General features: G+C 63.0%; 12 protein-coding genes. 10 read left to right on the top strand and 2 right to left on the bottom strand.

What is annotated here, in order from left to right:
* Positions 1-16: 16 nt before the first annotated feature.
* Both AAIL66_RS16950 and AAIL66_RS16945 read right to left on the bottom strand, forming a co-directional pair.
* Positions 17-1,624 (bottom strand): alkaline phosphatase D family protein, encoded by a 1,608-nt coding sequence (locus AAIL66_RS16950; protein ID WP_343497281.1) that lies wholly within the window; start codon positions 1,622-1,624, stop codon positions 17-19.
* Between the two features lie 86 nt (positions 1,625-1,710).
* Complete coding sequence (locus AAIL66_RS16945) at positions 1,711-2,688, bottom strand: NADPH:quinone oxidoreductase family protein (protein WP_034405774.1); 978 nt, start codon at positions 2,686-2,688, stop codon at positions 1,711-1,713.
* 123 nt (positions 2,689-2,811) lie between these two features.
* On the opposite strand from AAIL66_RS16945, the gene surE reads away from it, so the two are divergent.
* From surE to AAIL66_RS16895, 10 genes are all read left to right on the top strand, one after another.
* On the top strand, positions 2,812-3,597 hold the full coding sequence (surE, locus tag AAIL66_RS16940; protein WP_034359368.1) for a 5'/3'-nucleotidase SurE: 786 nt from the start codon (positions 2,812-2,814) through the stop codon (positions 3,595-3,597).
* Positions 3,594-4,379 (top strand): protein-L-isoaspartate(D-aspartate) O-methyltransferase, encoded by a 786-nt coding sequence (locus tag AAIL66_RS16935; RefSeq protein ID WP_034359483.1) that lies wholly within the window; start codon positions 3,594-3,596, stop codon positions 4,377-4,379. The genes surE and AAIL66_RS16935 overlap by 4 nt, the downstream gene beginning before the upstream one ends.
* A 13-nt stretch (positions 4,380-4,392) precedes the next feature.
* Positions 4,393-5,253 (top strand): peptidoglycan DD-metalloendopeptidase family protein, encoded by an 861-nt coding sequence (locus tag AAIL66_RS16930; RefSeq protein ID WP_034359366.1) that lies wholly within the window; start codon positions 4,393-4,395, stop codon positions 5,251-5,253.
* Between the two features lie 2 nt (positions 5,254-5,255).
* On the top strand, positions 5,256-6,314 hold the full coding sequence (locus tag AAIL66_RS16925; RefSeq protein WP_343497280.1) for an RluA family pseudouridine synthase: 1,059 nt from the start codon (positions 5,256-5,258) through the stop codon (positions 6,312-6,314).
* Between the two features lie 99 nt (positions 6,315-6,413).
* Positions 6,414-7,586, top strand: a complete 1,173-nt coding sequence (gene scpB, locus AAIL66_RS16920) for an SMC-Scp complex subunit ScpB (RefSeq protein ID WP_343497279.1) — start codon at positions 6,414-6,416, stop codon at positions 7,584-7,586.
* A complete protein-coding gene (locus AAIL66_RS16915; protein WP_343497277.1) occupies positions 7,583-9,169 on the top strand; it encodes a pseudouridine synthase in 1,587 nt (528 codons plus the stop codon). The genes scpB and AAIL66_RS16915 overlap by 4 nt, the downstream gene beginning before the upstream one ends.
* A 122-nt stretch (positions 9,170-9,291) precedes the next feature.
* Entirely contained in the window at positions 9,292-9,717 is a 426-nt protein-coding gene (ndk, locus tag AAIL66_RS16910; RefSeq protein WP_003053316.1) for a nucleoside-diphosphate kinase, read from the top strand.
* Positions 9,718-9,849: 132 nt separating this feature from the next.
* On the top strand, positions 9,850-10,971 hold the full coding sequence (gene rlmN / locus AAIL66_RS16905) for a 23S rRNA (adenine(2503)-C(2))-methyltransferase RlmN (protein ID WP_034376389.1): 1,122 nt from the start codon (positions 9,850-9,852) through the stop codon (positions 10,969-10,971).
* A gap of 25 nt (positions 10,972-10,996) precedes the next feature.
* Complete coding sequence (gene pilW / locus AAIL66_RS16900) at positions 10,997-11,848, top strand: type IV pilus biogenesis/stability protein PilW (RefSeq protein ID WP_223305607.1); 852 nt, start codon at positions 10,997-10,999, stop codon at positions 11,846-11,848.
* Positions 11,841-12,824 carry a RodZ domain-containing protein gene (locus AAIL66_RS16895; protein ID WP_343497276.1) on the top strand — a complete coding sequence of 328 codons (984 nt, stop codon included), beginning with the start codon at positions 11,841-11,843 and terminating at the stop codon, positions 12,822-12,824. Before pilW ends, AAIL66_RS16895 begins: the two co-directional genes overlap by 8 nt.

Here is a 12,824-nt window from a genome sequence, read left to right as displayed (position 1 = left end):
AGTATGCCGCAGCGCATCAGGCGATCTTCACAGGGCCGGGGCGGCGATCTTCCACCACAAAGCGTGCCAGCGTATAGAGACTGCTGTCGGCCTGGAGCGGGTTGCTCACGGCGCGTAGCTCCGTGGTCATGGACTGCGGCGCGATATCCACGAGGCTGTAGCCACGCTCCTCGCAGCGTGCGAAAAGCACCTGAGGGTTGTGGGCCACGATGGCATCGACCCTGGCTTGTGTGGTGCCGCTGTGCGAGCTGATGGAGGTGCCGCAGAACTCGCTGGCAATCACCGGGTTGGCCCTGTCCGGGGTCTGATCGGCCTGGGCCGCAATGGCGCAGACATAGTTCTGGTGAATGTCTCCGCCGAGCAGCACGCTGTTGCGCGGCTGGCTCTCGGCAATCTGGCGCACCAGGCGCTGGCGTGCCTGGGGGTAGCCGTCCCAGCTGTCGGTCGACTGCCTGCCATTGGGATGCCTGCGGGCCGCGAACAAGGTGGTCTGCACCACGGTGCTCCAGCGGGTGGCCTCGGCCCTCTGGCGAGCATCATCCTGCAACTGCCGGGCCAGCCAGCGCTCCTGGTCCCAGCCCAGAAAACTGCGCGCCGGATCTTGCAGGGCAGGGCATTCGGCAGGGTCCACGGTGCCGGTGCTGGCCTTTCCCTCGGGGCGGCAGGCCTGCAGATCGCGGTACTGGCGGCCGTCCAGCAGATGCAGCCTGGCGAGCTTGCCCCACTGCAGGCTGCGGTACAGCGCCAGTCCCTGAGAGTTGCGCTGCAATGCGCTGTTACGCAGCGGCATGTTTTCGTAGAAAGCCTGCCAGGCCGCCATGCGCCTAGCTAAAAAGTGAGCGCTGTCCCCGCGCCCGTACTGGGCTACATAGTCGTTTTCAACCTCGTGATCGTCCCAGATGACGGACCAGTTGCACACGGCATGGGCGGCCTGCAGATGGGCATCGCTTTTGTGCAGCGCATAGCGGTCGCGGTAGTCCTGCAAGGTCTGGGCGGTACGCAGTGGCTGCGGACGCGCCAGTCCATCAGGCTTCGCCGGTTGCGCATATTCATAGATGTAGTCGCCGAGAAACAGCACCAGATCGGGCGAGGCCTGCGCGGCATCGGCCCAGGCACTGTAGAAGCCATGTTCCCAGCGCTGGCAGGAGGCCACGGCCAGACGCAGCTTGCGTACATCTGCTCCGGGCGCCGGGGCGGTACGGCAGCGTGCGGTGGTGCTGAAGGCGTCGCCACAGCGGAAGCGGTAGAAATACCAGCGGTCCGGACTCAGGCCGTTGACCTGCACATGGACGGCATGGCCCCATTCGGCCCTGGCCTGAGTCTGCCCATGAGCCACGGGCTGGCGGAACTGGGCATCATGCGCCACTTCCCAATGCACGGTCTGTGCTGCCAGGTCTGGCGCGACCGCCGTACCAAGATAGGCCAGAGGCGCTGTGAGCCGTGTCCAGATCAGGATGTTGTCGGGTTCCGGGTCGCCGCTGGCCACTCCCAGGGTGAACGGGTTGTGGGCCAGTGATTCCGTGGCACGGGCCCAGGCGGGCAGGGCGCCCACGGCCGTGGCAAGGCTGGAGGCAATCAGAAAGCGCCGGCGATCCGGCGCGGGCGTGTGGGCAGGAGAAAACATGGCGATGCTGCGGTGTCGGGGTTTTGTAGCCAGTGGCTGGAAGTATCTCCCTGAGCCCACAGGCATCGCCGCGGTTTACCGCAGCTTTACGCGTTGACCAGCACCAGCTTGCCCTGTACCTGGCGCGAGCCCATGCGCTCATAGGCCGCGAACAGCTCGCTCATGGGCATGGTGCGGTCGATTACGGGCTTGATCCTGCCTTGCGCCCACCACTGTGCCAGCTCCTGCATCATGGCGGCATTGTTCTGCGACTCGCGCTTGGCGAAATCGCCCCAGAACACGCCGACCAGGGAAGCGCCCTTGAGCAGAGGCAGGTTCAGCGGCAGCGAGGGGATGGGGCCGGAGGCAAATCCTATGATTAGATAGCGGCCGCGCCAGGCAATGGAGCGGAAGGCAGGTTCGGCAAAATCGCCGCCTACGGGATCGTAGATCACGTCGGGTCCCTTGCCGTCTGTCGCTGCCTTGATGGCTTCACGCAGATCGCCCTGGCTGTAGTTGATGGTGAGGTCAGCGCCCTGGGCCTTGCACAGCGCACATTTCTCGTCGGTGGAGGCAGCGGCAATCACCCGGGCACCGGCCGCCTTGGCAATCTGTATGGCTGCCGTGCCAACGCCCCCAGCTGCGCCCAGCACGAGTACGGTCTCGCCGGCCTTGAGCTGACCGCGATCGATCAGCGCATGGTGGGAGGTGGCATAGGTCATGATGAAGGCGGCGGCATCGACAAAGGGGAAGTCGGCCGGCAGCGGCATGCACATGGCAGCGGGTGCCAGCGTATGTGTGGCGAACCCGCCCGTGCCCGAAAGACAGGCCACATGCTGGCCTGGCTTGAGATGTTTGACCCCTTCGCCCACGGCCTGCACCACGCCGGCATATTCCGAGCCCGGCACAAAGGGCAGGGGCGGCTTGATCTGGTATTTGTTCTGCACGATCAGCAGATCGGGAAAGTTCAGGCTGGCGGCCTTGACTTCCAGCAGCACCTGGCCGGGGCCGGGCTGTGGCGTGGGCTGCTCGGTCCATTTCAGGGTCTCGACGCCGGTGGGGGTGGTGCAAAGCCATGCGTGCATATCTTGTCTCCTGATCTTCTTGAGGTGAGATTGGGGGGAATCGGCTCGCAGATGATAGAAGTGTGGTGCGAATGCCGCGTGTCTCTGTCGTGACCTTGGAGCCGCCTACAATCCGCCTCATCCATGAAGATTCTTATTTGCAATGACGACGGCTTCCAGGCCCCAGGCATCGTGGCCCTGCACGATGCGCTGCGCACCGTGGCAGACGTCGAAGTGGTGGCGCCCGAGCACAACAACAGCGCCAAGTCCAATGCCTTGACGCTGAATGCACCGCTGTATGTGCATCAGGCCTATAACGGCTTTCGCTATGTGAACGGCACGCCAGCAGACTGCGTGCATATCGCGTTGACCGGCCTGCTTGGCTACCGGCCCGATCTGGTGGTCTCGGGCATCAACAACGGCGCCAATATGGGCGACGACACGATTTACTCGGGCACCGTGGGCGCGGCCATGGAAGGCTATCTGTTCGGCATTCCCTCGATTGCCTTCTCGCAGGTGGACAAGGGCTGGGCCGAGCTGGAAGCGGCAGCTGCCACCGCCCGTCAGATGGTTCAGCAGATGCAGGCCCAGCAACTGATCGGTACTGCTCCCTGGCTGCTGAACGTGAATATTCCCAATATGCCGCTGCATGCACTCAAAAGCGTCAAGCTGTGTCGCCTGGGGCGCCGTCATGCGGCCGAGCAGGCCATTCAGCAGCAAAGCCCGCGTGGCGAGACCATGTACTGGATCGGCAGTGCCGGCGCAGCAAAGGACGACTCCGAAGGTACGGACTTCCATGCCACGGCCCACGGCCATGTCTCCATGACTCCGCTCAAGGTCGATTTGACCGATCATGAAAACCTCGGCTATTGGGCGCAGACGGCCAGCAAGCTGGCAGGTCCATCCAACACATCGGCGGCCGCATCGTGAGCGAGCGTCGTCCGCCTCAGGTCCCGGGCTGGATTGCACGCTCGGTGCAGACGGGCACCGGCGCGGCACGGCCGCCCGTTGCTCCCAAGCCCATCAATCCCTTGCGTGTGGCCGCCTCGCCGGTGGGCGTGGGGCTGGACTCATCCACGGTGCGTGCCCGCATGGCCCAGCGCATCGGTGCGGCCGGTGTCAGCAACCCTGCCGTGCTGCAGGCCATGGCCACGGTGGAACGTCACCGCTTTGTCGACAGCGCTCTGGTCAACCAGGCCTACGAAGACACCAGTCTGCCTATCGGCCTGGGCCAGACCATCTCCAAGCCCAGCATCGTGGCCCGCATGATCGAGCTGCTGCTCGACTCCGATGCGGCCCGAAACGGGCAAGGGCGCGTGCTGGAGATCGGTACGGGCTGCGGCTATCAGGCTGCAGTGCTGTCCATGCTCACCAAAGAGGTCTATTCGATAGAGCGGCTGCGCGGCCTGCATGAGAAAGCACGCAGCCATCTGCGCCCCATGCGCCTGTCGAATGTGCATCTGATTCTCGGAGACGGCATGGTAGGTTTTGCCAGTGGCGCGCCCTATGCGGGCATCATCTCCGCTGCCGGCGGTGACGTGGTGCCGCAAGAGTGGTGCGATCAGTTGGCGGTGGGCGGGCGTCTGGTGGCTCCGGTCGTGGTGGGTGCGGGTAAGCAGGCACTGCTGGTGATTGACAAGAGTTCACACGGTTTTACGCAGACAGTTTTGGAAGCAGTCAACTTTGTCCCTCTAAAATCGGGGATCGCCTAGAAGGGAATAGCTTATGTTGGTATCGCGAAGTCTTGGTGCATGGGGAACGGCCGTGCTGGCAGGTGTCATCCTGGCCGGTTGTGCTGCCCAGGCAAACAGGGCTCCTGTGGAGGATCGCGGACAGTCGGCCTCCTCGTCTTCAACTGTGGACGTCAAGTCGCTGCCCGGCGCTGAAAATGCCGGCAAGCCGGGTTACTACACGATCAAGCCTGGCGACACTCTGATCAGGATTGGTCTGGAGCACGGCCAGAGCTGGAAGGACATTGCTCGCTGGAGCAATCTGGACAATCCCAACGTGATTGAAGTCGGTCAGGTGGTGCGTGTGGTACCACCCGGACGCGAGGCGCCTGTCGCATCGTCCGGTTCGGGCCGCGGTGTCGCGCCCGTGGTTGTGGGTGGTGGCAGCGCCGCAACGACGACCACACCCGTGACTCCCCCGGCTGCAACCGCAACGCCAGTGCCATCCACGCCTGCAACAAGCCCGGCGCCTGTTGCCAAGGGTGCCGATGATGTGAACTTCATCTGGCCTGCCAGCGGCTCGTTGATTGCCGGCTTCGACGAGCAGCGCAACAAGGGCTACGACATCAGCGGCAAGGCCGGCGATCCCGTGCTGGCTGCTGCCGATGGCCGTGTGGTGTATGCCGGTGCCGGCCTGCGTGGCTATGGCAATCTCATCATCCTCAAGCACAACAACACCTATCTGACCGCCTACGCCCACAACCAGTCTCTGCTGGTCAAGGAAGATCAGGCCGTGAAGAAGGGACAGAAGATTGCCGAGATGGGCAGCACCGATGCCGATCGCGTCAAGCTGCACTTCGAGGTGCGTCGCCAGGGCAAACCTGTCGATCCTTCGCGTTATCTGCCCTCGCGTTGAGCATGGCCTCACAACGCAAGCAAGCCGCACAAGCCCCTGCCCCGCAGGGGCTTGTGCCTTCTGACGCGGTCGAGCAGAGCTGGGACGAAGCAGCCGAAGACGCCATTGCCTCGGCCGAGGTCGAGAACCGCGAATTCACAGTCGCCGCCGAGCATCATGGTCAGCGTGTGGACAAGGTGCTGGCGCTGGGGGTGTCCGAGTTCTCGCGCAGCTATCTGCAGCAGTTGCTGGCCGACGGTGCGGTCACTCTCAACGGCAAGGTTCTGCTCAAGCCCTCGGTCAAGGTGGCCGTGGGTGACCGCCTGAGCGTGGAAATGCGGCCCACCCAGCAGAGCATGGCTTTCCAGCCCGAGACCATGGATCTGCAGGTGGTCTATGAGGACGAGGATCTGCTGGTCATCAACAAGCCTGCGGGTCTGGTGGTGCATCCGGCGCCCGGCAACTGGACGGGCACATTGCTCAACGGCCTGCTGGCGCGTGACGAAAAAGCGCGTCAGGTGCCGCGTGCCGGCATTGTTCACCGGCTGGACAAGGACACCAGCGGTTTGATGGTGGTGGCGCGCAATCGCAGCACCATGGATGCGCTCATCAAGATGATTGCCGCGCGCGATGTGAGTCGCCAGTATCTGGCGCTTGCCCACAAGCAATGGGGCAGCCGCAAGCGCCGCGAAGTCGATGCGCCGATCGGCCGCGATCCGCGCAACCGTCTGCGCATGGCGGTGGTGGACCTGAATCTGCATCCCGGCAAGCAGGCGCGTACCGACTTCGATCTGGTCGATGGCGATGCCGCGCACAGCCTGGTGCGCTGCACGCTGCACACCGGCCGCACGCACCAGATCCGGGTGCACATGGCTTCGCTTGGTCATCCGCTGATAGCCGATACGCTGTATGGCGGCCAGCCCGAGGGCGGGCTGGAGCGCCAGGCACTGCATGCCTTCAGGCTGGCCTTTGAGCACCCTGTGACGAAAAAGCCGCTGGTCCACTATGCGCCGCTGCCACAAGACATGGCCGGTGCACTGGATTTATGGGGTCTGCGTTACAATCTGCCGGAAAGCCTCTGACCATCACTCGCATGGCATCTTTGGGGCGCTTCCCTCTCTTCTTAGAATCAGGCGTCCCACCGCAGTCGGTGCGACAGCCGCTCCCGAAACGCTGCGCCCATGAATACGGTAGATGCCAAGCGGGTTCTTGAAACAGCATTGATTTGTGCCCCGCAGCCTGTGACGCTGCGGGAATTGCGCTCACTTTTTGATGATGTGCTGGGCTCGGACACGGTTAAGGATTTGCTGCTGGACCTGCAAAAGGACTGGGCCCTCAAGGGCGTGGAACTGGTGCAGGTGGCTTCGGGCTGGCGTTTCCAGAGCCGGCCAGAGATGCGCGTCTATCTGGACAAGCTTCACCCCGAGAAGCCGCCCAAGTACACGCGGGCGACGCTGGAGACGCTGGCCATCATTGCCTACCGTCAGCCGGTCACGCGGGGTGATATCGAGGATATTCGCGGTGTGACCGTGAACAGCCTGATCATCAAGCAGCTGGAAGACCGAGGCTGGATCGAGGTCATCGGCCATCGTGAGACCGTGGGACGGCCCGCGCTGTTTGCCACCACGCGCCAGTTTCTCGATGATCTGGGTCTGCAGTCGCTGGATCAGCTGCCCATGCTGGAGGAAACCCAGGCCCAGCAAAGTCTGTTCAAGGCGCTGGATGGGGAGGAGGGCGACCAGACAGCAGCGCCGCAGGTCAGTGCAGAGGATGCCCAGCCCCAGGAGGGTGTGGAAGCCTCAGAGCCGGCCGAGGTCGCTGAGGATACGGATGTCGCTGCAGAGTCCGATGCTGCTGAGAGTGAAATCCTGAGGGCCCCGGACGAGGAAGGTGGCGCCGAGGAGCTGCTGGATACCGATGCCGACCCAGTGGCGCGAGCGCCTGCAGAGCTTGTGTCGGAGCTTCAGCCTGAGGCCGATGCGCCAGAGTTGGAGTCATATCCGGACCAGGCGCAGAGTCATATTGAGCAAGATGCTACTGAAGAGATAGCGATTGAGCTGCCGGATTCGGAGCCAGGGCCGACTGAGGGGCCGCCATCCGTGAGCAAGCCCAAAGCGGCCAGGCCCGCCAGGACTGCCAAGGCAGCAGAGCCGGAGCCCAAACCGGCGGCCAAGAAAACAGGTCGAACCGAGTGGGTGGGCCTGAAGGCGTTTCTCGAGGATGACTACGGCAGCGATGACGACGAGGCCGAGGACGCAAAGACGAAAGCGCGGGCCGACGATGCCGTCGGGTCAACAGAACAAGGAATTGTGGAGGGTGACGATGGCGTCATCCCCGAAGGAAAACTGGAATGAACAACGAGACATCGAACCCGATGCCCGAGTCCGCAGCCGCTTCGCCCGAAGCCGAGCCGGTCAAGAAGACTCGCAAGCCCCGCGCAGCCAAAGCCGATGGGGCCAAGGATGCCGCCGAGGCCAAGAAGCCTGCCGCACCGCGCAAGCGCGCCGGCGTCAAAAAGGACGCTGCTGGCGAGGCCAAGCCTGCGCGCAAGCGAGTGACCAAGCCGCGTGCCGAAGAAGCCGTGGTCGTCGAGGAGCCGGTTCAGCCCGTGGTCGAGCAGGAGCTGCAGTCCCAGGACCAAGACCAGGGTCATGACGCAGCAGATACCGTCGTTGCCGAAGTGGCTGTGCAGAGCGTTGCCGCTCCTCATGGGTCCAAGGGGCGCAAGGGGCAGAACATCGACTTTGCCGATGTGATCTCGGGCGACTTCGACGACGAGGAAGAGAACGGCAGCGCCATGCCCGCCAAGCGCGTGCTTGCGCCCCAGGTCGATTCTCCCAAGCTGCACAAGGTGCTGGCCCAGGCCGGCATGGGGTCGCGCCTGGAGATGGAGCAACTGATACTGGAAGGGCGCATCTCGGTCAACAACGAGCCTGCCCACGTCGGCCAGCGCATTCAGTTCGGCGATATCGTCAAGGTCAACGGCCAGCCCATCCGCTTCCGTATCGACCCGCCGCCCGCACGCGTGATTGCCTATCACAAGCCCGTGGGCGAAGTGGTGACGCATGACGATCCGCAAAACCGCCCCACGGTGTTCCGCAAGCTGCCCAAGCTGCAGCATGGCAAGTGGCAGTCGGTGGGTCGCCTGGACCTGAATACCGAAGGTCTGCTGCTGTTCACCAGCTCGGGCGAGCTGGCGAACTCGCTGATGCACCCCCGCTTCGGCCTGGAGCGTGAATACGCGGCCCGCGTGCTGGGCGCGCTGAGCAAGGAAGAAAAGCAGCGCTTGCTGGACGGCGTGCAGCTTGAAGACGGCGAAGCCAGCTTCGGTGCAGTGGAAGATGGCGGTGGCGAAGGTGCCAACTGCTGGTACCGCGTGACCATCTCCGAAGGCCGCAACCGCGAAGTGCGACGCATGTTCGAGGCCGTGGGCCATGCCGTCAGCCGTCTGATCCGCATTCGCTACGGCGCCATGATGCTGCCGCGCGGCCTCAAGCGCGGCGCCTGGGTGGAGCTCGATCAGGTCGATATCCAGGCGCTGATGTCGGCAGCCGGCGTCAAGGAGCGCGCTCCCGTCGAGCGCAACAACGGCGGTGCCCGTGGCGCCAACAACCGTGGCGGTCGTAACAGTCGCAGCGGCGGCCGCGGCAATGGCATGAACGCCGATCGCGCCCCTCAGGGTCGTCGTGAAGGCGGCGGTCAGCGCCGAGGCGAGTGGGACGGCAATCGTCCGGCACCTAGCGGCATGTTGGGCGACAACCCGCGCAACAAGTCCGGCGGTCGCTCCGGTGGCTCGGGCCGTTCGCAGGGAGGCGGTCAGCCCGATCCCATGCGCACTTCGGTGGGCTATATCGGCAGCGACAGCCTGTCGCGGGCCCGCCAGAACGCCAAGCGTCGCCCTGGTGGCGGTGGCGGTGGTCGCCGCGGCGGCCGCTAAAAAGGCGTCCGTAAGGATTTGAGTGCTGCCCGGACTTCAAGGTCTATGGCGGCACCGTTAAAATCAACTGTTTTGCTTTTTCGGCAAAAACCCATAGTAACCCTGATTAGGAAATAATCATCATGGCTATCGAACGTACCCTCTCCATCATCAAGCCCGACGCAGTTGCCAAGAACGTGATCGGCCAAATCTACGCCCGCTTCGAAGCTGCCGGCCTGAAGATCGTGGCTGCCAAGCTGGTGCACCTGTCGCGCGGCGAAGCCGAGCAGTTCTACGCTGTGCATGCTGCCCGTCCTTTCTTTAAGGATCTGGTGGACTTCATGGTCTCCGGCCCCGTGATGATTCAAGCTCTGGAAGGCGAGAACGCCATCCTGAAGAACCGTGAACTGATGGGCGCTACCGACCCCAAGAAGGCCGAAAAGGGCACCATCCGCGCCGACTTCGCCGACAGCATCGATGCCAACGCCGTGCACGGCTCCGACGCTGCTGAAACTGCTGCTGTGGAAGTTGCCTTCTTCTTCCCCGGCATGAACGTGTACTCGCGTTAATCCACGCTAGCTTTACAGCATGCTCTCGCTGACGCCAGCGCTTTGCATTCGTGCAAAGCGGGTGTCAGCACTTGAAGATGCTGGCCACGGCGTGGCAAACACCGTTCGCAAGACGCCTCGCCACATGCCGATATGACTACTAATTTGCTTGATTTTGACCTCGAAGGACTGACCGCTTATTGCGAGCAGCTCGGGGAGAAGCGTTTCCGTGCGACGCAGCTGTTCCGCTGGATTCACCAGCGTGGCGCATCCGATTTCGACCAGATGACAGATCTGGCCAAGTCTTTGCGCGAAAAGCTCAAAAGCCGGGCCCACATTACCGCTTTGCCTGTGGTGACGGAGCATGTCTCTGCCGATGGCACCGTGAAGTGGCTGTTCGATGTGGGTGACGGCAATGCCGTTGAATCCGTTTTCATTCCTGAGGACGACCGAGGCACGCTGTGTGTATCGTCCCAGGCAGGTTGCGCCGTGGGCTGCCGCTTTTGCTCGACGGGGCATCAGGGCTTCAGTCGCAACCTCAATACTGGCGAAATCCTTGCCCAGCTCTGGTATGCCGAGCATTCGCTGCGCAAGCGCTTCGGCACCGAAGATCGCATCATCTCCAACGTGGTGATGATGGGCATGGGCGAGCCTTTGCAGAACTACAGTGCGCTGGTGCCTGCCTTGCGCGTGATGCTGGACGACCATGGCTACGGCCTGTCGCGTCGTCGCGTGACGGTGTCCACCTCGGGCGTGGTGCCCATGATGGATCGTCTGTCGCAGGACTGCGCGGTGGCGCTTGCGGTGTCGCTGCACGCGCCCAATGATCCGCTGCGTGACAACCTGGTGCCGCTGAACAAGAAGTACCCGATTGCCGAGCTGCTGGATGCCTGCGAGCGCTATCTGGAGTTCGCGCCGCGTGACTTCATCACCTTTGAATATTGCATGCTCGACGGCGTTAACGATCAGCCTGAGCATGCGCGCCAGCTGATAGAGTTGGTGCGCGCGCGCGGCGATGGCAAGAGCTGGTGCAAGTTCAATCTGATCCCGTTCAATCCCTTCCCCGCTTCGGGTCTGCTGCGCTCGCCTTCGGCCCGTGTGACCGAGTTCGCTACGTTGCTGAGCAATGCCGGCATCGTGACCACGGTGCGCAAGACCCGCGGTGACGATATCGATGCGGCCTGTGGTCAGCTCGCGGGCGACGTGAAGGACAGAACTCGCGCTGCCGAGCGCATGGCCAAGCAGCGTACTATCCCGCTCAAGCAGGTGTCTTGACGGAGTTTTGAATAAAGGACAATCAATGAGGGCAGTGGTACAGCGACCGGTTTGGCAACATTGGGGCTTGTTGGCCCGGTGGGGGGTACCGGTTGCGGTCGCGGCACTTGTGGGTTGTACTTCGACAACGACCACCACCACTTCCTCTACGTCCGTACCCCAGGCTTCCGTGGTTGGCACGGGCGGGGCCCAGATCGCCGATGCCAATCGCCGTGCCCAGATTCGCCTGGAATTGGCTGCCAATTACTTTCAGGCCGGGCGCCTGGATGTGGCCATGGACGAGGTAGGGCAGGCCTTGGCTGCCAAGCCCGATTACGCCGATGCATACGGCCTGCTGGGCCTGATCCTCATGCAGAACCAGGACTGGACGCAGGCCGAGATCGCCATGCGCAAGGCCGTGGATCTCAATCCGCGCGACGGCAACCAGATTCACAATTACGGCTGGATGCAATGCCAGCAAAAGCATTTCGACGTAGCCCAGCAGTGGTTTGATAGAGCCTTGCAGGCTCCGGGCTACCGTGAGCAGCCCAGGACTCTGCTGGCCAAGGGCATGTGCTACCAGCAGGCGGGACAGTTGGAGCAGGCCTACCAGAACATGTTTCGTGCCTACGAGATGGATGTGGGCAACCCCGCTGCAGGCTACAACCTGGCAAATGTGCTTTGGCTCAAAGGTGATCTGAAGAAGGCGCAGTTCTACATCCGGCGCTTGAATAACAATAGCAATCAGGCCAGTGCGGAAAGCCTCTGGCTGGGGATCAAAATAGACAGGGCATTGCACGACGACATTGGAGTGCGTCAACAGGCCGATCAGTTGCGCGAGCGTTTTCCTCAATCGCGTCAGTGGCTGGCCTATGAACGTGGAGCTTTCAATGAATGAGGCTGCGGTGGAAGAGGAAACTATGCAAAGCGAAGAGCAGGTGCCAACTCAGGGTCAGGCCACGGCCGGAGTCTTGTTGCGTCAGGCACGGGAAGCAGCCCGGATGCAGTTGCCCGTGATGGCTGCGACATTGAAGGTGCCACAGCACAAGCTGGAGGCGCTGGAGGCCGATGACTATGCGGCCTTTCCCGATCATGTGTTCATGCGTGCTCTGGCCATGGGAATGTGCCGGACCTTGCATATCGATGCCGAATCGGTGCTGGCCAAGCTGCCACGCAGCGAGATCAAAAGCCTTGCCAATGCGGGTCCAGGCATCAACGAGACCGTCAAGGTGCGCAGCAGCTTCAAGGTCACGGGTACACCGCTGGACTCCGGCAACAGCAGCTCTCGCAAGATTGCGGCAGGCGTGCTGATTCTGCTGGCAGCTGCCGCTGCCGTGTACTTTGTGCCATTCCAGCAGATGGTGGACGGCCCCGATGGGGCAGGCGCGCCAGTGCCGGCTCAGGCCCAGTCCGGCCAGACGGCAGTGGTGAGCGCGCCGGCTGCAGAACCGCTTGCCCAGGCCGAGGGCGGCGCACAGGGCAGTTCTGCCACACCCGCGGCGGCAGTGACAGAGTCTGTGTCGGTTGCTGCTGCCAGCATGCCAGGCGACGGAACTGCAGCAAGCGCTCCCGCAGCTGCGACAGCTGCCCAAACCGCAGCCCTGGCAGCCGAGGTGGCCACGCCGGCGACCGGCGCTGCCGGCCTGCTGGTGCTGAAGGTGAATACCGGCCAGTCCTGGGTCAAGGTCAGGGACGGAGCCGGCAAGGTGGTGCTGGAAAAGACCCTGTCCAAGGATGAATCTGCGACTGCCGAAGGCCAGTTGCCCCTGTCTGTGATTGTGGGCAATGCCAAGGGCACGCAGGTGACGGTACGTGGCGAACCCTTCGATATCTCGAGCACACGCGACAATGTGGCTCGCTTCGAGGTGAAGTAA

It is taken from the genome of Comamonas sp. F1-6, assembly GCF_039581415.1.
In the GTDB taxonomy this organism is placed as follows: Bacteria; Pseudomonadota; Gammaproteobacteria; order Burkholderiales; family Burkholderiaceae_C; genus Comamonas; species Comamonas thiooxydans.
The sequence above is the reverse complement of the archived record's forward strand: the minus strand, read 5'-3'. Positions and strand labels throughout refer to the sequence as shown.

Coding starts and splice junctions, on each gene's coding strand:
- surE (WP_034359368.1), top strand. CDS start 2,812: ATGAAGATTCTTATTTGCAATGACGACGGCTTCCAGGCCCCAGGCATC.
- ndk (WP_003053316.1), top strand. CDS start 9,292: ATGGCTATCGAACGTACCCTCTCCATCATCAAGCCCGACGCAGTTGCC.
- pilW (WP_223305607.1), top strand. CDS start 10,997: ATGAGGGCAGTGGTACAGCGACCGGTTTGGCAACATTGGGGCTTGTTG.
- AAIL66_RS16950 (WP_343497281.1), bottom strand. CDS start 1,624: ATGTTTTCTCCTGCCCACACGCCCGCGCCGGATCGCCGGCGCTTTCTG.
- AAIL66_RS16915 (WP_343497277.1), top strand. CDS start 7,583: ATGAACAACGAGACATCGAACCCGATGCCCGAGTCCGCAGCCGCTTCG.
- AAIL66_RS16930 (WP_034359366.1), top strand. CDS start 4,393: ATGTTGGTATCGCGAAGTCTTGGTGCATGGGGAACGGCCGTGCTGGCA.
- AAIL66_RS16895 (WP_343497276.1), top strand. CDS start 11,841: ATGAATGAGGCTGCGGTGGAAGAGGAAACTATGCAAAGCGAAGAGCAG.
- AAIL66_RS16945 (WP_034405774.1), bottom strand. CDS start 2,688: ATGCACGCATGGCTTTGCACCACCCCCACCGGCGTCGAGACCCTGAAA.
- AAIL66_RS16925 (WP_343497280.1), top strand. CDS start 5,256: ATGGCCTCACAACGCAAGCAAGCCGCACAAGCCCCTGCCCCGCAGGGG.
- scpB (WP_343497279.1), top strand. CDS start 6,414: ATGAATACGGTAGATGCCAAGCGGGTTCTTGAAACAGCATTGATTTGT.
- rlmN (WP_034376389.1), top strand. CDS start 9,850: ATGACTACTAATTTGCTTGATTTTGACCTCGAAGGACTGACCGCTTAT.